A 19,665-nucleotide genomic window follows, 5' to 3' on the forward strand; every position below is an offset into this window, starting at 1 on the left:
AAGAGCTGGTTGGTTGGGGTGGCGCGGGTTGCGAGAGGTGGGTAGACTGCGTTTCCTCCCGCAAGTTCCTTGGCACACCCCCCTGACTGAGCGTTCCGCGCCCCGTTTCATGGCGGGCCAAGTGTAAAGGGACTGCGTGACAGCTTGACATGGGAAGCACCCCTGGGTACCGCTCAAGTGAGGTGGGTGCTGGTCTGGTCGGCACGCCTGTCGCACTCGGCCAAGACAGGGCGTGGTGGCATACTCCGCGCCCATGATCCTGATCACTGGCGGCGCCGGCTTCATCGGCGGAAATTTCGTCCATCACTGGCTGGCGCGCCACGGCGAACAGGCCGAGCCGGTGGTGGTGTTCGACAAGCTGACCTACGCCGGCAACCCCCACACCATCGCCAACCCATTGAAGTCTGGGCAGGCCACCTTGGTGCAGGCGGACATCGCCGACCGCGATGCCGTGCGCGCTGCCTTGGCGCAACACAAGCCGCGAGCCATCCTGCACTTTGCGGCCGAGAGCCACGTCGATCGCTCCATCCACGGCCCCGGCGAGTTCATCCACACCAACATGGTGGGCACGTTCTGCCTGCTGGAAGAGGTGCGCGCCTACTGGGGCGCCATGAACGAGGCCGACAAGGCCGCCTTCCGATTCCTGCACGTCAGCACCGACGAGGTCTACGGCTCGCTGGGTGACGCCGATCCGGCTTTCTCGGAAACCACACCCTACGCCCCCAACAGCCCGTACTCGGCCAGCAAGGCCGGCAGCGACCACCTGGTGCGGGCTTACCACCACACCTACGGCCTGCCCACGCTGACGACCAACTGCAGCAACAACTACGGGCCGTATCACTTCCCGGAAAAGCTCATCCCGCTGATGATCCTCAACGCGCTGGAGGGCAAGCCCCTGCCGGTGTACGGCGACGGGCTGAACATCCGCGACTGGCTGTACGTGCGCGACCACTGTGAGGCCATCTGCCAGGTGCTGGAAAAGGGCACGCTGGGCGAGACCTACAACGTGGGCGGCATCAACGAGATCCGCAACATCGACGTGGTGCACACGGTTTGCCGCATCCTCGACGAGCTGCGCCCGCGCGCCGATGGTTCGAAATACGAAAGCCTGATCACCTATGTGAAGGACCGCCCCGGCCACGACCGCCGTTACGCGATCGACCCGACCAAGATCCAGCGCGACATCGGCTGGCAGCCGGCCGAGACCTTCGCCTCGGGCATCCGCAAGACGGTGCAATGGTTCCTGGACAACGGCGAGTGGATCGACACCGTGCGCTCGGGTGCCTACCGCGACTGGATCGCGCAGAACTACGCGGAGCGTGCATGAAGATCCTGCTGCTGGGCTGTGGTGGCCAGGTCGGGTGGGAGCTGCGACGCTCGCTGGCGCCCTTGGGTGAGCTGGTGGCACTCGACTTCAACACCCCTGGCCCAGCCGAGGCGCCCGAGCTGAAGCCCGATTTCACCGACCCGGCACAGGTGGCCGAGATCGTGCGACGCGTGCGGCCTGATGTGATCGTCAACTCGGCGGCCCACACGGCCGTCGACAAGGCAGAGGCCGAGCCCGATGTGGCGCGCCTGATCAACGCGACGACGCCGGGCCTGGTGGCGCAAGCCGCAGCCGAGAACGGTGCCTTGCTGGTGCACTACAGCACCGACTATGTGTTCGATGGCTCGGGCGACGCGCCGCGCGACGAATCGGCACCCACCGCGCCCCTGAACGTGTATGGCCAGACCAAGCTCGAAGGCGAGCAGTTGGTGCAAGCCAGCGGCTGCCGACACCTGATTTTTCGCACCAGCTGGGTGTATGCGGCGCGCGGTGGCAATTTTGCCAAAACCATGCTCAAGCTCGCGGCCGAGCGCGACGCGCTGAAGGTGATCGCCGACCAGCATGGCGCACCCACTGGCGCAGATCTGCTGGCCGACGTCACGGCGCATGCCATCCGCAGCGTGAGCCAGCCTGGCGGCGACGCTCGCCTGGGTCTGTACCACCTGGTGGCATCGGGCGAGACCACCTGGCATGCCTATGCCAGCCACGTCATCGAATGGGCGCGTGCCAACGGCCTGCCGGTGAAGGTGGCCGCCGACGCGATCGAAGCCGTGCCGACCACGGCTTACCCCACGCCCGCGAAGCGTCCACACAACTCCCGCCTGGACACCTGCCGGATCCAGGCGGCTTTTGGCTTGAGCCTGCCGCATTGGCAGGTCGGGGTCGATCGCATGCTCACCGAGATTTCAGGGAAGTGATCTCCACCATGAAGCGCAAAGGCATCATCCTGGCCGGGGGCTCCGGCACCCGGCTGCACCCGGCCACGCTGGCCATCAGCAAGCAACTGCTGCCGGTGTACGACAAGCCGATGGTCTATTACCCGCTGAGCACGCTGATGCTGGCCGGCATCCGTGACATCCTGCTGATCAGCACCCCGCAGGACACGCCGCGCTTTCAGGCGCTGCTGGGCGACGGCAGCCAGTGGGGCGTGAACATCAGCTATTGCGTGCAACCCAGCCCGGACGGGCTGGCGCAGGCCTTCGTGCTGGGCCGCGATTTCGTGGGCAACGACCCCAGCGCGCTGGTGCTGGGCGACAACATCTATTACGGCCACAACCTGCAGGGCCTGTTGCACAACGCTGCCAACCGCGATGTCGGCGCCAGCGTGTTCGCCTACCACGTGCAGGATCCGGAGCGCTACGGCGTGGTGGCCTTCGATGCCGACAAGCGTGCTCTGTCGATCGAAGAAAAGCCGGCTTCGCCCAAGAGCAACTACGCGGTCACGGGCCTGTACTTCTACGACAACCAGGTGTGCGACATCGCTGCGTCGATCAAGCCGAGCGCCCGGGGCGAATACGAGATCACCGATGTCAACGCGATCTACCTGCAGCAAGGTCAGCTCAGCGTCGAGATCATGGGCCGGGGCTATGCCTGGCTCGACACCGGCACCCACGACAGCCTGCTTGAAGCCAGTCAGTTCATCGCCACGCTGGAAAAGCGCCAGGGCCTGAAGGTGGCCTGCATCGAAGAGATCGCTTACCGCTCGGGCTGGATCACCGCCGAGCAGGTCGAAAAACTCGCTCAACCCATGCTCAAGAACGGCTACGGCCAGTACCTGCGCAAGGTGCTGCAAGACCAGGTCTGGTGACCCCATGAAATTCATCCCCACCGCCATCCCCGACGTCGTCGTCATCGAGCCTGCTGTTTTCGGTGACGACCGGGGCTGGTTCATGGAGAGCTTCAACGAAGCCAAGTTCCACCATGGGCTGGCCGAGCTCGGCCTGCCCAAACCGCGCCCATTCGTGCAGGACAACCACTCCTGCAGCAAGGCAGGTGTGTTGCGTGGCCTGCATTACCAGCTACCGCCGCATCCGCAGGGCAAGCTGGTGCGCGTGAGCAAAGGCGCGGCCTTTGACGTGGCGGTGGACATCCGGCGGGGCTCGCCGACGTTCGGCAAGTGGGTGGGCGTCGAGTTGACCGCGGCCAATCACCGTCAACTCTGGATCCCCGAAGGTTTTGCCCACGGCTTCATGTCTTTGGAAGACGACACCCACTTCCTCTACAAGACGACGGATGTCTACGCTCGCGACTGCGAACGCAGCATCCGCTGGGACGACGCCGACATCGGCATCCAATGGCCGGCGGTGGCGGGCGCGAGCCCTGGGTTGGCGCCCAAGGATGCGCAGGCCCCGTGGATGCGCGACGCCGACCTGTTCACATTCGGCGCCACACTCAGCGCCAGCTGAACGCCAGCCCTGCGAGTTCAGCGGCCGAGTTGGCAGGCTGTCTCCAGGGCATAGACGATGTGATAAAGGCTGCTGGCCCGGGTGTCCTGGGTTTGCCAGTGGCCCTGTGCGTCCAGTGATTCGTGCCAGGCACCTGGCACAGGGTGCGCCAGGTAGCGCAGCAGGGTGCGGGTCGCCGCCGTGGCTCGGGACAGGGCATTCGCGGCCTCGACGTGATCCAAGGCCTGATTGGCCAACTCCGCGCGGGTGACCCAGGCTTTGATGCGCTCGGTCTGCGGCCAGAGCTTGGCGTGGGCATCGCGCCAGCGGCCGTCGGTGCCCAAGGTGTTGATGGCCACGCCGCGCTGCGGGTCCACGCCGAGTTGCTCGCCCAGGTCGATCATCCGCCCGGCGGCTGCCATGGCTTCGTTCCTGCGGCGGTGCTCGGGGCGGGCCATGGCCCATTGCATCAGCAGCCAGCCCCATTCAAATTGGTGACCTGGTTCGGCTTCCGTGCCGCGCTCGCCTGGCAAGGGGCGCCAGTCCAGGTCGAACCACTCGGTGACCAGCCCGCTGGGGGCATCCAGCAGGTGATCCAGCGCCAGCGTCGTCACCTCGTCGGCCAGCATTGCCCAGGTCTGCGTGTTGCCCTCGCAGGCCCGGTGCCAGGCCAGCGCCGCTTCGAGCAGGTGCATGTGGGGGTTGGCGCGCAGCGGAGCTTGCGGTGGCTGGCTTTCATGGAAGCCGCCCAGGGCATGCTGCCACCCCTCCCGCATGCGCTGCAGGGTGGACAGCGCGATGTCGGGCAGGTGAGCGAAGGCCGCGCGATCGCTTTCGTGCACGGCGGCGAGTGCGAACAGTGCGAAGGCCTGCTCGTAGAGGTCGAAGTGGGCGTCGCGTTCGCCGCAGTGGACGTCGAACGACGTCGCAAAGGTGCCGTCCGGGTTGCGCAGCCGGTTCAGCAGGAAGTCCAGGCCGTGCGCCAACAGGTCCTGGGTGTCAGCTTCCCAGCCCAGCCGTTTGGCGGTGGCGCAGACGTAGAGCTGGCGTGCCACCACGCGCGTGCGGCGTGGTTCTTCGACCGGGTGTCCCTGGGCGTCGAGCTTTTCGAAGAAACCGCCGCGCTGGCGGTCCACGCCTTGGGTGCGCCACAAGGGGAAGGCTTGGGTCAGGAACCAGTCCTGCCAGGTGGCTCGCGTTCGCTCCCAGTCGGCGTCTCTGGGCAGGGTGGGGGGCGCGTGAACATCCATGGGGCATGCCCGGTCAGGTCGATGAGGCGAGAGTCTATCGGGCGCTGGTACGCCAAGAGGCGGGGCGTTGCAAACAAAAACGGCCGCAGGGTGTGCGGCCGGACAAACAGCGGGTGTTGACGATGCAGGCGGTGTCAGCGCGGGTCGTCGTGGCGCGAGGGCGGTGCACCCAGCAGCATGCTGTGCAACACCCGCGCGAAGAAAACCGCTTGGGTCGCCAAGCGCAGACGCAGCCCATTCAGGGACGAAGGGCGTGCGAAGGTCTGCTGTGCTGTCCCGAAGCCGGGCCCCAGGCCGACCATCACGGCGCGCACTTGCGATCGATGGGCTTGCATCCAATTCGCCTGCTCGGTGTGAGCCAGGCCAACGAAAACAACCGTTGCGCCCGTGGACGCGATCTGGTGTGCCAGGGCCAGGTCCTGTGCTGGCGTGAGGGCTTGGGTCGCGCCAGGCGTGCCTGTGATCTGGAGCTTGGGAAAGGCCGATTGAGCGCTGCTGATCAGTTGATCGAGCGATGCCTGCGTGCCGCCGTGCAAGTGAACGGCCTGGCCTGCCTGCTCGGCCAGGCGCATGTGGTGCCACATGAGCTCGCGGGCAGGCAGGGCTCGCTGTCGCCGCTGGCCTTCTCTGCGCATGCCCCAGGCCACGCTGGCATCGCCAGGCAAGGTCAGGTCTGCCTGGGCAAGCGCGTTGTGCAGCGCGGGGTCCCGTGTTGCTTGCACCAGGTGGGCCATGTCGCACAGGGTCACGATGCGCGACTGGTGGCGACTCCCCCAGGTGAGGATGCGTTGTGCAGCACCGTCCAGGTCCATGGCGTCCATGTAGGTGTCGAGCAGCAGTGTTCCCTGGCGCAGGAAGCGGTGGCGGGGCGGCGTCGTCGCCTGTGGAGCGGGCCGTTGCTCATTCGCTCTCCAGGACACCGCGGGGTAGCCAAAATGGGGATCGGGGTGACGCATGCTGCTTCCTTGTCGGGGCGGGCTGCGGGTTCGGCCATGGCGGCCGTGCTCCGTTGCCTGAAATTCTAGGAAGCGCGTGGTGGGTGGCCGGTTGAGGGAAACCCTCCGCCAGGCGTCGGATCACCCGGTGCTTGTGATGGATGTCTCGTCTGGGCGCAAGCCAGCTTGCTGGTTTGCCCGAACGCAGCGGGACCTCCCAAAAAAAAGCGCCCGCATGGGCGCTTGTGTGGGAGCGGCTGTGCCAAGTCCGAGCACAGCCGCCGAACCCAAGGTGGGCGAGCCCGGTCGGCGACCGTCGGGCTCACAGCGGGTTCACTTCAGGCCGGACAGGCCCTTGGACAGGGCTTCTGCGTCAACGCTGGTGCTGGCTGCAGCGTCAGCGGGAGGTGCTGCCACGGAGGGCGTAGAGGCCACGCCACCGTCGGCGCTCGATGCTGCTGCGGCGCCCGAGGCCGGCTTCTCGGCGAACTTGCCCAGGTATTCGATCTTGGCCGCTTCGCGCATGGCCTTGACTTCCTTTTGAGCGAACTGACGGCGGCGTTCGGCGGTCAGGAACTGCTCGATGGCTGGCTTGGCTTGCTCGAACGACACCGGTTGAGCACGGCTGGCCATGACCAGGATGGCCTTGAAGCCGTCCTTGGCGGTGATGAAAAGCGACTCGCCATCGTTGACCTTGGCGAGCTGATCCACGATGGCCAGGGGCAGGCCTTCGGCAGCTTGGGTGACTTGCTGGGTCGTGAACTTCAGGCCGGAGACCTTGAGCACCTCGCCGTACTCGGCCGGGGTGCGTGCCTTTTTCAGCAGCTCGATGGTGGCCTTGGTTTGCTCGGGCGTGGCGGGGATGGTGAACTCTTGCAGGGCGTAGAGCTTGCGCTGCGAGAACAGGGCTGGCTTTTCGTCGAAGTACTTGCGGATTTCATCGCCGCCCGGGGTGCCTGCGCCAGCAACGGCGGCGCGCTCGATGTAGGTGCGAGCCAGGATGTTGCGACGGGTGGCTTCGAGCAGCTGCATGACCTGCGGGTCGCGGTCGAGCTTTTGCTCTTCGGCCTTGGACACGGCCAATTGCTGGTCGATCAGGCCTTCAAGGATGTTGCGACCAGCGGCGTCGGCTTGCTCGGGACGAAGGCCTTGCTGGCGCTCCAGCACCTGGTTGATCTGGTGGACGGTGATCTCCGAGCCGTTCACGCGGGCAGCGGCCTGGGTGGCCTTGCCTTCGGACGAGCCCTTGTCGCCGCAGCCGGTGGCCAGGACGGCGGCCAGGACGACGGGCAGCAGGGCCATCATGCGGATGGCGCGCGGTTGAGCGGAAGCGTGCAGGCGGTGTTGCATGGTCTGAAGGTTGGGTTGTGTGGTTCTCGGGCCTGGCCATGGAAGTGTGCGCAGGCGTCAGTGCAAGATCGGGTACAGACAGCGAAGTTCCCTGGTCGGTGGTGCAAACCGCTCAAACAGGTGGGTCAACCGTGAGGTTTGTCACCTTCTGTCATGTCGGTCGGTGCGGTCGCAGGTGCTTGGCGTGTACCGCAGACCACGCCAGCACCCCGGCCAGCGCGCCACTCAAATGCGCCCAGGGGGCCACGTTTATAGCCGACGCTTCTGACAGAACGAGGTGATGAGCCCAGGGGTTTTCCATGAAGAGCTTGCCGACCAGCCAGCCCAGCAACACGATGCCCACCACCCGATGTGCGGGGCGGCAGGGGTGGTGGAGGTTGGCCATCGCCACGATGGCAACGCCCGCGTGCAGCACCCCGGAAAGCCCCACGTAGGACGTGAGTGATGGCTCCAGCAGCATGCCGACGTGCGCCAGCGGCCAGGCGAGGAACCAGGCGAGGGTGTCGCGCGGCGTGACATCGGAGAGCGCACCCATCAGCAGGATCAGGCCGGCACCGAACAGGTTGCGCCAGAGGTGGGCCTCGCTGCCATGCAGCCAGGCAGTCGCCCACCAACTCCACAAGGGCTGGTGGCCTGCCTGGTCCGGTCGCAACACCAGCCTGGCCGGCAGCTCGGGCCAGAACTCGGGCGGCAGGGCCAGGGGCACAGGGTTGAACGCCAGGCTGGGCAGGGCCAGCAGCAGGCCCAGCGCACACCACCAGATCGCGTGGGCGCTGACCGCTGGACGAGGGCGTTGCGTGCTCAAGGCAGGGGGCGGGGTTCGGGGGCCCCGGTGCCAGCAGGCGAGAGGTGTCCGAACACCGATTGCCACAAGGCCAGCACAGCGTCGCGGTGGTGGGCCACGGCGGCCAGCCGCTCACCTTCGAGCTCGGTCGGCGCTTCATCCAGGCGTGCGCGGTGCTGGATGCGGCGCAGCTCGCGGTAGGCCTGGCTGGCGGCCTCGGCCAAAGGGGGCGGCACCAGGCCGGCGTCGCCTGCGCGCAGCAACAGGGCGATGTTGCCGAGGTTGTCCATCAGGCCCGGGTGCACGCGGCTGTGCGTGAGCACCAGGAACTGCACCACGAACTCGACGTCGATCATGCCGCCGGCGCTGTGCTTGATGTCGAAGCGCTCGGGTGGGCAAGGGTGGGCCTCCCGCATGCGCTCGCGCATGGCCACGACCTCCTGCGCCAGGCTGTTGGCGCAGCGCTCGGAGGACAACACGGCGCGACGGGTGCTCTCGAAGCGTTCGGCCAGGGCAGGCTCGCCCGCGCACCAGCGTGCCCGCGTGAGGGCCTGGTGCTCCCAGGTCCAGGCGGTGTTGCTGCCGCGCTGGCGCTGGTAGTCGTCGTAGGAGTGGTACGAGGTCACCAGCAGGCCCGAGTTGCCGTTGGGGCGCAGGGCGGTGTCGATGTCGAAGAGCTCGCCCACCGAGGTGCGCAGCGTCAGCCAGGTGATGAGCTTGCGCGCGAACAGCAGGTAGGCGTCGATGGGGCTGGGGGTGTCGGGGCCGGCGTCCTGCTCCGGGGCGTCCTGCTTGTCGTCGTAGACGAAGACGACGTCGAGGTCGGAGCCATAGCCCAGTTCCTTGCCGCCCAGCTTACCGTAGGCGATGACGGCGAAGTGCGGCTCGCGGCCGACGGCGTAGCGGGCCTGTTTGCCGGGGCGCTGTTGCAACTCGCGCCAGGCCCATCGCAGGGTGATGTCGAGCGTGGTGTCGGCCAGCAGGGACAGGTCATCGGCCACCTGCTCGACGCTGAGCGTGCCTTCGACGTCGCGCACCAGGGTGCGAAACACCTCGGCGTGGTGGGCGCGGCGCAGCGTGTCCATCAGGGCTTCTTCGTCGGCCTGGCCGGCGCGCACCCAGGCGTTGTGGCGCTCTTCGAGCTCGGCGCGGTAGCCCTTTGCGTCGAAGCGGCCGTCCATCAGGCGCGGATCGGCCAGCTCGTCGATCACGCCGGGGTGGCGCAGCAGGTAGCGCATCGACCAGCGCGCCAGGCCCAGCAGGCGCAGCAGGCGCTTGAGCACTTCGGTGCGCTCGGCCAGCAGGGACAGGTAGCTGTCGCGGCGCAGCAGCGGGTTGAGCCACTCGACGAAGCGCAGCACGGCTTCGATGCCCAGGGGCTCTTGGCCATCCGGCCCTTCGGTCAGCGCGATCTGGGTTGCCCGACCGATGAGCTTGGCCAAGCGCAACTTGGCAGCGTCCGACAGCATCGTGACCTTGGGCTGGCGCGCGAACGCAAGCACGTGGGGCGCGATGGCTTCGGGCAGCTTGGCTGCGAACTCTTCGCTGTCGACCGGCAAGGGCGGGCCGCCGCAGCCTTTGCAGCCGCCTTGGTTGCCGCCCCCCTGGCCGTCGTGCAGCAGGGCGTCGAACTCGGTGGCGACCAGCTCGCGCACCTGGCAAAGGGCGTTGAGCAACTGGCAGGTGGGCGAGAGGCAGTCGGGGTGAGAGGACAGGTCGGCGCTGCGCTGGCTCAAGCCCATGCTGCGCGCGATCCAGTCTAGGTCGGCGTCCTGCGTGGGCAGCATGTGGGTCTGCTGGTCGTCGAGGAACTGGATGCGGTGCTCGACGCGGCGCAGGAAGGTGTAGGCGTGGGCGAGTTGCTCGGCCTTGTCGGGTGCGATGAGGCCGCGCGCGACCAGGCGGGGCAGGGCCTTGAGCGTGGATCGGGTGCGGATCTCGGGGAACTGGCCGCCGCGCACCACCTGCAGCAGCTGCACGGTGAACTCGATTTCGCGGATGCCGCCGCGCGCCAGCTTGACGTCGTTGGCACGGTCGGGGCGGCCGGCGGCGCGGCGGGTGGCCTCGTCGCGGATCTTGCGGTGCAACTGGCGCAGGCCCTCGAACACGCCGTAATCGAGGTAGCGGCGGTAGACGAAGGGCATGACCAGGTTGCGCAGCGCCAGGGCGCGGGCGTGGTGCTCGCCCTTGGGCATGCAGCGGCGCGGTGCCACGATGCGGCTTTTCAGCCAGGCAAAGCGCTCCCATTCGCGGCCTTGCACCAGGAAGTACTCCTCCAGCATCGCCATGCTGACCACGGGCGGGCCGGAGTTGCCGTTGGGGCGCAGCGCCAGGTCGACGCGGAAGACGAAGCCGTCTTCGGTGGTGTCGGCGATCAGGGTGCTGAGCTTGCGGGCCACGAAGGCGAAGTACTCGTGCACCGAGACCTGGCCCGAGACCCGTCCGGTGACATCGGTCACGCCGGTGGTCTGGCCGTCGTCTTCATAGACGTAGATGAGGTCGATGTCGGACGAGACGTTGAGCTCGCGCCCGCCGAGCTTGCCCATGCCGATGACCCAGAAATCGACGCGCTGGCCTTGCTCGTTGAGCGGTTGACCGTGCTTGAGGTCGGCTTCGGCCTCGGCCGCTTTCAGGGCAACGTCCAGCGTGACCTCGGCCAGCTCGGTCATGGCCAGGGTGATGGCCTGCATGGGGGCGCTGGTTTCGACGTCCTGCACCGCCAGGCGCTCCATCACCAACTGGCGGGCCACGCGCAGCGACGACGGCAGATCGCGGCCATCGGCCTGCAGCCGCTCGATGAGGTCGGCGATGTCGGCGCTGCGGGGCACCCCCGGGCAGGCCTGCGCGAACGCCTGGACTTCGGCCACATAGCGGCGCCGGATGCGCTGAACGTAGCGGGAGTGGTCGGCTGGGGCCGAAGACGCAGCGGCGTCGGATGGGATGTCAATCATGGAGCCGGGTCAGGGTGCAACGGGTCTGTGCTAGGGTGCTCGCCTTGGGTCGAACCAGCAGACCTGCACGCGATGGTAGGGCACAAGCCCTCCCCGGTGGGATGGTGGTTCGACGGATGTGCGCCGATTTCATGCCCCAGATGCCCGATTCGAAGGTCGATGCGACCGACGATGCGACCGACGATCAACCTGCCGACCCCGTTGGCGCCGCTCAAGCCACTCGCGGGCCGGGGCGCTTGCTGCGCCTGCCTGCGCGCTGGCTGGGGCGAACCGGGCTGAAAACCCTTCGTTGGCTGGGGTGGGGGCTGTTGGGGCTGGCATGCGTCGCGGTGGCGGCTTGGGCCTTTGTCCTGATCCAGATTCTGCCAAGGGTCAACGAATGGCGTGATGAGCTCGCGCAACAAGCCACTCAGGCCGTGGGGGCGACCGTGCGGGTGGGCGAGGTCGTGGGGCGCGCCGAGGGCATCTGGCCGGTGCTGTCGCTGCGCGAAGTGAGCATCCTGGACGGTCAGGGGCGACCGGCCTTGCGCCTGCCCGAGGTCGAAGCCCGGCTGTCCATGGCGACCCTGGCCCCCACGGCCTTGCTCGATCGGGAGTTGCGCCTGGATCGCCTGGTGATCGTGGCACCCGAGTTGGATGTGCGCCGCGACCGGGACGGCGTGCTGCACGTGGCCGGTTTGAGCCTGCCCAGTGGGGCGTCGTCGTCGGGGCAGGGCAGCGCTGCGGGTGACTGGGTTTTGTCGCAGTCGCGCATCCAGATCCGTCAGGGCACGGTGCGTTGGCGCGATGACTACCTCGGTGCCCCCGAGCTGGCCTTGCAGCAGGTGGACCTGACGCTGAAAAACCGGCCGTCCTGGCGAGGACGGGTGCATGAACTCAGCCTCTCGGCGACGCCGCCCGCCGAGTTTGGCCAGCGTTTCCGCGTCGAGGCGCACATGAGCCAGCCGGTGTGGTTGGTCGGGCAGGCAGGCTGGTCACCGAAGCTGGACATCGAGACGACCCGTCCGGCGGACTGGCGCACCTGGTCGGGCGAGGTCAAGGCGCGTTTCGAGCACGTCGATGTGCGCCGATTGCGTCAACACGTTCGGCTGCCAGTCGAGGTGGCCAGCGGACAAGGCGGCGTGTCCGCTTCGGTGGGTTTGACGCGGGGACGCCTGAGCCGCGTCAGCCTGCAAGCCGATGTGCGCGACATCCAGGTGAGACTGGCGCCTGATTTGCCGCGTCTGGCTTTCAAGCGCCTGAGTGGCGAGGTCGTGGTCGGCAACGATCGCTCGAGCGCATCGATGGCCTACCGCGACCTGGCCTTCACCTTGGACGATGGCCTCCATTGGCCTGCCAGCTCAGGGCGACTGACCTGGCAGCACGCGCCCTGGCCCCATGGCTGGCCATCGACAGGGTGGGGCGACAGCCTGGGCGGAGAGGCCGAGGCCGACCGACTGGACCTGGCGCAACTGGCCTTGCTGGCCGATCGCCTGCCCTTGCCGGCACGGGCACGCCAAGCCTTGTCGGACCTGGCGCCCAAGGGCGTCATCGAGGGGCTGTCTTGGCGCTGGGAGGGCGGCGCCATTGACCCTCGGCGTTACCAGCTCAAGGCCCGGGTGCGCGGCCTGGGGCTGTCGGAATCCCGCGAGCCGGGGCAGGGCCGGCCGGGTCTGGCGGGGGCCGATGTCGCGGTCCAGGCCACCGAGTCAGGCGGCAGCGCCGACCTGGCCTTGCGCAGGGGCTGGTTGGGTTTCCCGGGGGTGTTTGAAGAGCCCCGCATCGAGCTGGACAGCCTCGATGCCCAGGTCCAGTGGTCGCGCAAGTCGCCCGCGACCCAAGGGGCGCCTGCGGGCTGGCAGGTCGACGTTCGCCAGGCCCGGTTCGCCAATGCCGAGGCCGCCGGACAGCTCGAGGGCACCTGGCGCACTGGCGAGACGGCCAATGATCGACTGCCGGGACACCTCGATTTGAGCGGCAGCTTGAGCCGTGCCCGGGCCACGGCCGTTTGGCGCTACCTGCCACTGACCGTCGGTGACGCCGCGCGGCAGTACGTGCGGCACGCCATCCGTGGCGGCGTCGGCCAGGACGTCACCTTCGAGGTCAAGGGCCAGCTCGACGGGTTCCCCTTCCCGAACGACCAAGGCGGGCGTTTCCGGGTCAAGGTGCCGATTCGCGAGGCATCGCTCGACTACGCGCCGGCTGCCATCACCGGCGATGCCCCCGATGTGCGCTGGACCCCTTTCACCGACATGGCCGGCGAGCTGGCCTTTGAAGGCCAGGCCATGGCCATCCGCGAGGCCCGCGGACGCCTGGGCGGCATCGGGCAGGGCACCTTCGTGCTCAGCAAGGTGGAGGGACGCATCGACGACCTGGCTGCAGATGACCCGGTGTTGCGCATCGGCGGCCAGGGCGATGGCCCGCTCAACGACGCACTGGCCTTCCTCGCGGCTTCGCCCCTGTCTGCGTACTTGGGCACGGTGCTCACACGCGCCCAGGGCCAGGGGCACAGCGCCTTGCGCATCGACCTGGCCATCCCGCTCAACCGCAGCATCGACACCCAGCTCAAGGGCGAGGTCACGCTCAAGGACAAGGACCGCGCCGGCATCCGACTGGGCGCCCTGGCGCCCGCGATGACCCAGGTGCGGGGGCGCATTGCCTTCACCGAATCACAGCTGCAGGTGCAGGCGCGCACCAAGGTCTGGGGGCAGGAGATGGTGGTCGAGGGCCAGCGAAGCGCCGACGGAGCTTTGAAGTTCACCGCCCACGGCCAGGTCTCGGCCGAGGCCCTGCGCCAGGCCGAGGAGTACCCCTTCCTGATGCGACTGGCGCCGCGTTTGAGTGGTGATGCACCCTTGTCGGTGCTGGTCAGCATGCCGGCGCGAGCTGCACACGATGCGCCGCCCGCATTGCCCGAGGTCGTGGTCACCAGCGGCCTCAAGGGCATCGCCAGCAGCTTGCCCGCCCCGCTGGACAAGGGGGGCAGCCAAGTCTGGCCGCTCAAGGTCAGCTACCGGATCGAAGACGAAGCGGGCCACCACGATGCCATCCAGGTCGATTTGGGCAACCCAGCGCAGGCGCAGATGACCTCGGCGACGATGCCCTGGTTGCGCGTGGACCTGCGGCGTGACGTGCGCGGCGAGTGGGCGCGCGTGCAGCGCGGTCTGATGCAGCTGAGCTTGCCTGCGCAGGGGCCGGGCGTCACGCCGATGCCCATGCCCACCAGGGGCGTTGCGGCGCAGGTCAATGCCCCGTCGCTGGACCTCAAGGCCTGGCAGGGGGTGCTCGACGCCATGACGGCACCCAGTGTGCCGGCGCGCCCGGTCACGGCCGAGTCCCAGGCCGCGGACGAAAGCCTGATCCCGGAAGTCATCCAGGTGCAGACAGCGGCCCTCAGTTGGCAGCAGCGCACCCTGCGCAACGTCAACGCCACCGTTCAGCATCCTGCGCCCAACGTCTGGAAGGTGCAGCTCGAGTCGGTGCAAGCCGCGGGGCAGGTCGATTGGTTGCCTGAGCGCATCCCCGCAGCGGGTGGCAGCCATGGCAGGGTGGTGGCCCGTCTGACACGCCTGCTCGTGCCCGAAGCCGAGGCCAAAGCCATCGCCGACCAGGCCGCCGACCGCCTCGTGGCCAACGATGCCGCGGCCAGCCTGCCGGCCCTGGACGTCGTCATCGACCGATTCCAGTGGCGAGGCCTGGAGATCGGCCGCTTCGAGGTGGAGGCGGTCAACCGGCTCATTCCCGTGACGGGCGGCCCGGGCTTGCCGGAGTGGCGCGTCACCCGCATGAAACTGGCCAACGCGGACGCCGAACTCGACGCCGTGGGCAACTGGACGGCCCTGGGGGCGCAAAACAACGTGCGCCGCCCGGGCGATGGCCGCGTCCGTCCCCGCTCTGCCTTCAGCTTCACGCTCGATTTGCGCAACAGCGGCGCCCTCATGAATCGCCTGGGCTTGCCGCCCGCCATCAAGGGTGGCAAAGGCAAGCTCACCGGCCAGGTCAGCTGGCTGGGTTCGCCACTCGAGCTCGACGTGCCCAGCTTGAACGGCGACTTGAAGGCGGCGCTCAGCGAGGGGCAGTTCCTCAAGGCCGATGCGGGCATGGCTCGGTTGCTGGGCGTGCTCAGCCTGCAGGCCTTGCCGCGGCGCTTTCTGCTCGACTTCCGCGACATCTTTCAGCAGGGCTTCGCCTTTGACAGCGTGGAAGGCGACATCAAGGTCAGCCAGGGCCAGGCCACCACGCGCAACCTGCGCATGCGGGGTGTGCAGGCCGTGGTGCTGATCGAGGGGCAGGCTGACCTGTTGCGCGAAACCCAGGACCTCACCGTTTACGTGGTGCCCGAGATCAACGCCGGCACGGCCTCGCTGGCTTACGCTGCCATCAACCCGGTCATCGGCCTGGGCACCTTCGTCGCACAGATGCTGCTGCGCAAGCAGGTTTCGGAGGCCGCCACCACGGTGTTTCGCATCGGCGGCACCTGGGCCGATCCGCTGGTGGAAAAGGGCCTGCCGCCTCGCGCCGACAGCGCTGCTCAGGCTGTCCCTGCTGCACAAACGCCCCCCCCCGGCAACGCCGCGAAGTGAGGCGGGTCTTGCCGACAGATACAAAGTGAGCGCAACGCCTTCGCGCACAATGCCCGCTTCCCTGACGCTTGCCGAGAAGACATGAGCCTGTCCCGCCGTTCGATGCTGCTGAGCCTGCCGGTCCTCACGGGCCTGATGTGCGGATGCTCAGGCGATGCGGTCACCCGCATGCCCGATTTGCCCTACACCGAGATCAATGGCCAGGCGCGCCAACTTGGTCAATTGCAGGGCAAGGTGGTGGTGATCAACTTCTGGGCCACCAGTTGCTCGACCTGCGTCAAGGAAATGCCCCGCCTGATCGAGACCCACAACCGTTTCAAGGCCCAGGGCCTGGAGACGCTGGCCGTGGCCATGTCCTACGACCCGCCGGCCTACGTCATGCAGTTCGCCGAGTCCCGCAAACTGCCGTTTCGCGTGGTGATGGACCACGACGGCAGCCTCGCGCGGGCTTTTGGCGATGTCCAGCTGACCCCCACCACCCTGGTCATCGACAAGCGTGGGCAGGTGGTCAAGCGCTACATCGGGGAGCCCGATTTCGCGGCGCTCGATGACCTGTTGACCCGCTTGCTGGCGCAGCCGGCGGCCTGACGTGACGGTCTGACGTGGCGGCAACCGGGCCATCGCAGGCATGAAGCGTCCTGCTTTCTTGACGGCGTGGCGCTCAGGGCGCCCGCATCACCCTGGCAAGGCCTTGGCGCTGCTGCTGTCCAGCCTGCCGCTGCTGGCTTGTTCGCCCGCCTTGAACTGGCGGCAAATGGACCTGGCTGAAGCCGACGGCCTGCGCATGCGTTGGCCTTGCAAGCCCGATCGCGTCGAGCGTTCGCTGAGGCTGGATGGCGTGGAGTCTCCCCTGCGCATGGTGATGTGGTCCTGCGAGGCGGCTGGCGCCACCTGGGTGCTGAGCACCGCCCGCCTGGGCAGCGCCACCGACGTGTCGCCTGCGCTGCGGGCCTTGTCGGCGGCCACGGCGGGCAACCTGGCCTGGGCGGACCAGCAGGCCCGCCAGCAGGCACCGGTGGACACCCCGCCTCAGCCCTCGTCCGAATGGCGGCACACCGACACGGGGGAGGTCAAGGTCCCCGGCATGACCCCCAACCCCGATGCCCGGGGCTGGCGTGCCCAGGGCTTCAAACCCGAAGGCAACTCGGGCGCGGCGCCCTTGACCGTGGACGCGTGGCATTTTCCCACGGATTGACGGTCTTTCAGGCAGCGATCTGGCAGGGCAGCAGCCCCTTGCCGCGTGAAAACGGTGAGGATGCCGTGGAGGTCTTCCATCGCTCGCTCCACTTTCCCGGGTGAGGGTCGATAATCCCCAAGGTATGCCCGGACTTTTCCTCATCGCGCACGAGCCGTTGGCGTCCGCACTGAAGTGCGCGGCGCAGCACTGCTTTCCGGAAGCGATCTCCAGCCTGCAGGCCCTGGACGTCAGCGCCCGCCAGACGCCCGAGGAAATCGAAGCCCAGGCACGCATCCTCCTGCAAATGGCACAAGACAGTGACGAGCGAGGCGAGGTCCTCATCCTCACCGATGTCTTCGGCGCCACCCCTTGCAACACCGTCCAGCGCCTGGCAGACGGCCAACGCGTGAAAGTCATCACCGGCGTCAACCTGCCGATGCTCTGGCGTGCCCTGAACTATTCACGCGAGAGCCTGGACACGCTGATCACCCGCGCGGTGGCTGGCGGCTCGCAAGGCATCATGCAGATCGCCACCAGCCGCCCGCAGAACCAGGCCACCCCACCCAGCAGCCATGATCAAGACCACCGTCACCATCAGCAATAAGCTGGGCCTGCACGCCCGCGCCTCGGCCAAGCTCACCAAACTGGCCAGCGCCTACCCGTGCAACGTGCACATGAGCCGCAACGACCGCCGCGTCAACGCCAAGAGCATCATGGGTGTGATGATGTTGGCCGCCGGCATCGGCACCACGGTCGAGGTCGAGTGCGAAGGCGAACGCGAAGAAGAGGCCCTTCAAGCCCTCGTCAACCTGATCAACGACAAGTTCGGCGAAGGCGAGTGACCTCGGGGTTTCACTGACCGCTGATCGGGCGGTAAACCCGTGATTTAGGCCCACGGTGTGACAGATTTTGTCGTCACGCCACCACACTCATGTCCCCGCAGGCGGGCCGTCACGGCACAGTCTGTTGCATCTGGGTCGGCGCTCGTTTCGAATGGCGCCAGTCCTGTTCGGTCGGTGAAACAAACGGCCGTCGTTTCCAGCATTCAAGGAGTCCCCATGGTCCGCTCTACCCGCCAGTCGGTCTGGCTGTCTGCCGTTTCATTCGCTGTCCTGGCCTGCGTGGGCCAACAGGCGGTGGCCGCCGAAAACGGCTTGCAGCGTTACTCGCCCGGCATCGGGGGCAGCGACATGACCGCGCCGCTGACGCCAGGGCTGTATTTCCAGATGCCGCTGGTGCATTACCACGCGCGCAAGCTCAAGGGCGGGGACCACGATCAGGCGACATCTGCCACGCCGGCGGCTGCTCAGACGGTTCCCGTGCTGGGGCCTGTGCCCGCGATCCCGGGCTTGCGCTCGAAGATCGGCATCAACGCAGACACCTACGCGGCGCTGCCCCGCCTGACCTACCTGAGCACCACGCGTGTGTTCGGTGCCAACCTGGGCTTCACCGTGATGCTGCCCCTGGTCAAGCGCAAGGCCAGCTTCTCTGCGTCGCCCATTTATGACGGCACCGTGTTGGCGAACTTTCCGTACTCCGCGCTGCAATCGAATTACACCGCGACCATCAACGGTCGCGTTTCGGCCAGCCAGGACGGCAACGAAACCGGCCTGGGCGACATGGAACTCTCGCCCGTCTTCCACTGGGAAATCGGTGACAACCAGGCCCTGAACATCGCCCCGACCATCGTGCTGCCCACCGGCAAGTACGACGTCAAGCAGCGCGTGAACCCTGGTTACGGCAAGTTCTACACCTTCCGCCCCTCCATCCAGTACAGCTACATCGGCGATGGCTGGGACTTCGGCGCCCGCACCATCTTCTCGTTCAACACCCGCAACAAGGACAACGGCTACTACTCGGGCAACATGTTCAACGTCGACTGGCAGCTCATGCGCTTTGTCAGCGACGACGTGCGCGTGGGCCTGCAAGGCTACTTCGTGCGTCAGATCAGCAAGGACACCCAGGACCTGAGCAAGTTCTCCGCCCAGGAGATCGCCGACAAGAACCTGCAAAAGGAAATCATCAACGGCAACCGCTCCAGCGTCACGGCCGTGGGCCCCGCCGTGGGTTGGGTTGTCAACGGTGGCGAAGCCCTGGTCGAAGGCAAGTTCCTGCAGGAATTCGGCGCGCGCAACCGCACCGAAGGCTCCGCCTTCTGGTTGTCGATCTCCAAGCCGCTGTGATCGCGGCCTGAGCGCGCCAACCTGAGCAGGAGCATTCGTGATGAAGGATCAATCCTTGCGGGCGTTCATCGATGGTTTGCCGACGCCCGACGAGCGGCGTCGCGCCATGTTGATCGCCGCCGCTGCGTCGGCTCTGCTGCCGTTTGCGGCGCCTGCCCATGCGGCGGTCGAGATCGAAGGCGTTGACCTGCCCGAGACCGTCACGGCCTATGGCAAGAAGCTGATCCTCAACGGTGCAGGGGTGCGCAAGCGCGGCTACTTCAAGGCCGACGTCACGGCCCTGTACCTGCCGGAAAAGCGCACCACGGCCGAGGCCATCTACAAGCTCGATGGCATCCGCCGCATCCAGCTCAACATCCTGCGCGAGTTCACCTCGTCGACCATCTCGCGCATCTTCCTGTCCGACTTCAAGCAGTCGGCCACCGAAGAAGAGTTCAAGAAGCTGATCGGCCCCATCGGTCAGATCGGCATGGCGTACTCCAACGTCAAGCGCGTGGTCAAGGGCGACGTGGTCAACCTGGACTGGGTGCCGGGCATGGGCTGGATGGCCACGCACAACGGCAAGCAGCTGTCCATCGACGGTGGGCAGTCGCTGGCCATCAACGACGAACTGGCCTTCCAGATCTACCTGCGCATGTACATCGGCCCTGCCGCCCCCGAAGACCTTCGCAACGGCTTGTTGGGGCTCACCAAGCTCAACCGAGTGCCCGACTGAGCTGTTGCTGCACCCGCCCAAGCCCCGCCCGCGAGCGGGGTTTGTTC

General features: G+C 67.2%; 16 protein-coding genes. 11 read left to right on the plus strand and 5 right to left on the minus strand.

Annotated elements, in window-relative coordinates:
- Nucleotides 1-253: 253 nt before the first annotated feature.
- Genes rfbB through rfbC form a run of 4 tightly spaced genes read left to right on the plus strand, consistent with a single transcriptional unit; the run spans nt 254 to nt 3,732 of the window.
- Nucleotides 254-1,327 (plus strand): dTDP-glucose 4,6-dehydratase, encoded by a 1,074-nt coding sequence (gene rfbB / locus ABG80_RS04135; protein ID WP_058086508.1) that lies wholly within the window; start codon nt 254-256, stop codon nt 1,325-1,327.
- Nucleotides 1,324-2,244, plus strand: coding sequence for a dTDP-4-dehydrorhamnose reductase (rfbD, locus tag ABG80_RS04140; protein ID WP_058086509.1), 921 nt, complete (start codon nt 1,324-1,326; stop codon nt 2,242-2,244). Before rfbB ends, rfbD begins: the two co-directional genes overlap by 4 nt.
- 8 nt (nt 2,245-2,252) lie before the next feature.
- Nucleotides 2,253-3,134, plus strand: a complete 882-nt coding sequence (rfbA, locus tag ABG80_RS04145) for a glucose-1-phosphate thymidylyltransferase RfbA (RefSeq protein ID WP_058086541.1) — start codon at nt 2,253-2,255, stop codon at nt 3,132-3,134.
- 4 nt (nt 3,135-3,138) lie between these two features.
- A complete protein-coding gene (gene rfbC / locus ABG80_RS04150) occupies nt 3,139-3,732 on the plus strand; it encodes a dTDP-4-dehydrorhamnose 3,5-epimerase (protein ID WP_058086510.1) in 594 nt (197 codons plus the stop codon).
- Nucleotides 3,733-3,749: 17 nt separating this feature from the next.
- On the opposite strand, the gene ABG80_RS04155 is transcribed toward rfbC, so the two are convergent.
- The 5 genes from ABG80_RS04155 to glnE form a co-directional block, all read right to left on the minus strand.
- Nucleotides 3,750-4,961, minus strand: coding sequence for an AGE family epimerase/isomerase (locus ABG80_RS04155; protein WP_058086511.1), 1,212 nt, complete (start codon nt 4,959-4,961; stop codon nt 3,750-3,752).
- Between the two features lie 134 nt (nt 4,962-5,095).
- Complete coding sequence (locus ABG80_RS04160) at nt 5,096-5,917, minus strand: WecB/TagA/CpsF family glycosyltransferase (RefSeq protein ID WP_083505796.1); 822 nt, start codon at nt 5,915-5,917, stop codon at nt 5,096-5,098.
- 312 nt (nt 5,918-6,229) lie between these two features.
- On the minus strand, nt 6,230-7,246 hold the full coding sequence (locus ABG80_RS04165; protein WP_058086513.1) for an EpsD family peptidyl-prolyl cis-trans isomerase: 1,017 nt from the start codon (nt 7,244-7,246) through the stop codon (nt 6,230-6,232).
- A gap of 151 nt (nt 7,247-7,397) precedes the next feature.
- Nucleotides 7,398-8,051, minus strand: coding sequence for a rhomboid family intramembrane serine protease (locus ABG80_RS04170; RefSeq protein ID WP_058086514.1), 654 nt, complete (start codon nt 8,049-8,051; stop codon nt 7,398-7,400).
- The gene (gene glnE, locus ABG80_RS04175) at nt 8,048-10,981 is read right to left on the minus strand and encodes a bifunctional [glutamate--ammonia ligase]-adenylyl-L-tyrosine phosphorylase/[glutamate--ammonia-ligase] adenylyltransferase (RefSeq protein WP_152987449.1); all 2,934 of its coding nucleotides are present in this window, start codon (nt 10,979-10,981) and stop codon (nt 8,048-8,050) included. Before glnE ends, ABG80_RS04170 begins: the two co-directional genes overlap by 4 nt.
- Nucleotides 10,982-11,121: 140 nt before the next feature.
- Here glnE and ABG80_RS04180 point away from each other — a divergent pair, with 140 nt between their 5' ends.
- The 7 genes from ABG80_RS04180 to ABG80_RS04210 all read left to right on the plus strand — a co-directional run bounded on the left by ABG80_RS04180 (nt 11,122) and on the right by ABG80_RS04210 (nt 19,618).
- Nucleotides 11,122-15,543, plus strand: a complete 4,422-nt coding sequence (locus tag ABG80_RS04180) for a YhdP family protein (RefSeq protein ID WP_235513741.1) — start codon at nt 11,122-11,124, stop codon at nt 15,541-15,543.
- A gap of 81 nt (nt 15,544-15,624) precedes the next feature.
- Nucleotides 15,625-16,131 (plus strand): peroxiredoxin family protein, encoded by a 507-nt coding sequence (locus ABG80_RS04185; RefSeq protein WP_058086516.1) that lies wholly within the window; start codon nt 15,625-15,627, stop codon nt 16,129-16,131.
- Between the two features lie 40 nt (nt 16,132-16,171).
- Complete coding sequence (locus ABG80_RS04190) at nt 16,172-16,738, plus strand: hypothetical protein (protein ID WP_058086517.1); 567 nt, start codon at nt 16,172-16,174, stop codon at nt 16,736-16,738.
- A 124-nt stretch (nt 16,739-16,862) separates the two neighbouring features.
- Nucleotides 16,863-17,324 (plus strand): PTS sugar transporter subunit IIA, encoded by a 462-nt coding sequence (locus ABG80_RS04195; protein WP_058086518.1) that lies wholly within the window; start codon nt 16,863-16,865, stop codon nt 17,322-17,324.
- Complete coding sequence (locus tag ABG80_RS04200; protein ID WP_058086519.1) at nt 17,293-17,562, plus strand: HPr family phosphocarrier protein; 270 nt, start codon at nt 17,293-17,295, stop codon at nt 17,560-17,562. The genes ABG80_RS04195 and ABG80_RS04200 overlap by 32 nt, the downstream gene beginning before the upstream one ends.
- Before the next feature lie 216 nt (nt 17,563-17,778).
- Nucleotides 17,779-18,903 carry a SphA family protein gene (locus tag ABG80_RS04205; RefSeq protein WP_058086520.1) on the plus strand — a complete coding sequence of 375 codons (1,125 nt, stop codon included), beginning with the start codon at nt 17,779-17,781 and terminating at the stop codon, nt 18,901-18,903.
- 40 nt (nt 18,904-18,943) lie between these two features.
- Nucleotides 18,944-19,618: a chalcone isomerase family protein gene (locus tag ABG80_RS04210; protein WP_058086521.1), complete on the plus strand. Its 675-nt coding sequence runs from the start codon at nt 18,944-18,946 to the stop codon at nt 19,616-19,618.
- Nucleotides 19,619-19,665: the final 47 nt, after the last annotated feature.

The organism is Aquabacterium parvum (assembly GCF_001447195.1).
Lineage (GTDB): Bacteria > Pseudomonadota > Gammaproteobacteria > Burkholderiales > Burkholderiaceae_C > Aquabacterium > Aquabacterium parvum.

Excerpts from the sequence above, each read along its gene's own strand:
- rfbB (WP_058086508.1), top strand. The coding sequence starts at position 254 with ATGATCCTGATCACTGGCGGCGCCGGCTTCATCGGCGGAAATTTCGTC.
- rfbD (WP_058086509.1), top strand. The coding sequence starts at position 1,324 with ATGAAGATCCTGCTGCTGGGCTGTGGTGGCCAGGTCGGGTGGGAGCTG.
- rfbA (WP_058086541.1), top strand. The coding sequence starts at position 2,253 with ATGAAGCGCAAAGGCATCATCCTGGCCGGGGGCTCCGGCACCCGGCTG.
- rfbC (WP_058086510.1), top strand. The coding sequence starts at position 3,139 with ATGAAATTCATCCCCACCGCCATCCCCGACGTCGTCGTCATCGAGCCT.
- ABG80_RS04155 (WP_058086511.1), bottom strand. The coding sequence starts at position 4,961 with ATGGATGTTCACGCGCCCCCCACCCTGCCCAGAGACGCCGACTGGGAG.
- ABG80_RS04160 (WP_083505796.1), bottom strand. The coding sequence starts at position 5,917 with ATGCGTCACCCCGATCCCCATTTTGGCTACCCCGCGGTGTCCTGGAGA.
- ABG80_RS04165 (WP_058086513.1), bottom strand. The coding sequence starts at position 7,246 with ATGCAACACCGCCTGCACGCTTCCGCTCAACCGCGCGCCATCCGCATG.
- glnE (WP_152987449.1), bottom strand. The coding sequence starts at position 10,981 with ATGATTGACATCCCATCCGACGCCGCTGCGTCTTCGGCCCCAGCCGAC.
- ABG80_RS04180 (WP_235513741.1), top strand. The coding sequence starts at position 11,122 with ATGCCCGATTCGAAGGTCGATGCGACCGACGATGCGACCGACGATCAA.
- ABG80_RS04185 (WP_058086516.1), top strand. The coding sequence starts at position 15,625 with ATGAGCCTGTCCCGCCGTTCGATGCTGCTGAGCCTGCCGGTCCTCACG.
- ABG80_RS04190 (WP_058086517.1), top strand. The coding sequence starts at position 16,172 with ATGAAGCGTCCTGCTTTCTTGACGGCGTGGCGCTCAGGGCGCCCGCAT.
- ABG80_RS04195 (WP_058086518.1), top strand. The coding sequence starts at position 16,863 with ATGCCCGGACTTTTCCTCATCGCGCACGAGCCGTTGGCGTCCGCACTG.
- ABG80_RS04200 (WP_058086519.1), top strand. The coding sequence starts at position 17,293 with ATGATCAAGACCACCGTCACCATCAGCAATAAGCTGGGCCTGCACGCC.
- ABG80_RS04205 (WP_058086520.1), top strand. The coding sequence starts at position 17,779 with ATGGTCCGCTCTACCCGCCAGTCGGTCTGGCTGTCTGCCGTTTCATTC.
- ABG80_RS04210 (WP_058086521.1), top strand. The coding sequence starts at position 18,944 with ATGAAGGATCAATCCTTGCGGGCGTTCATCGATGGTTTGCCGACGCCC.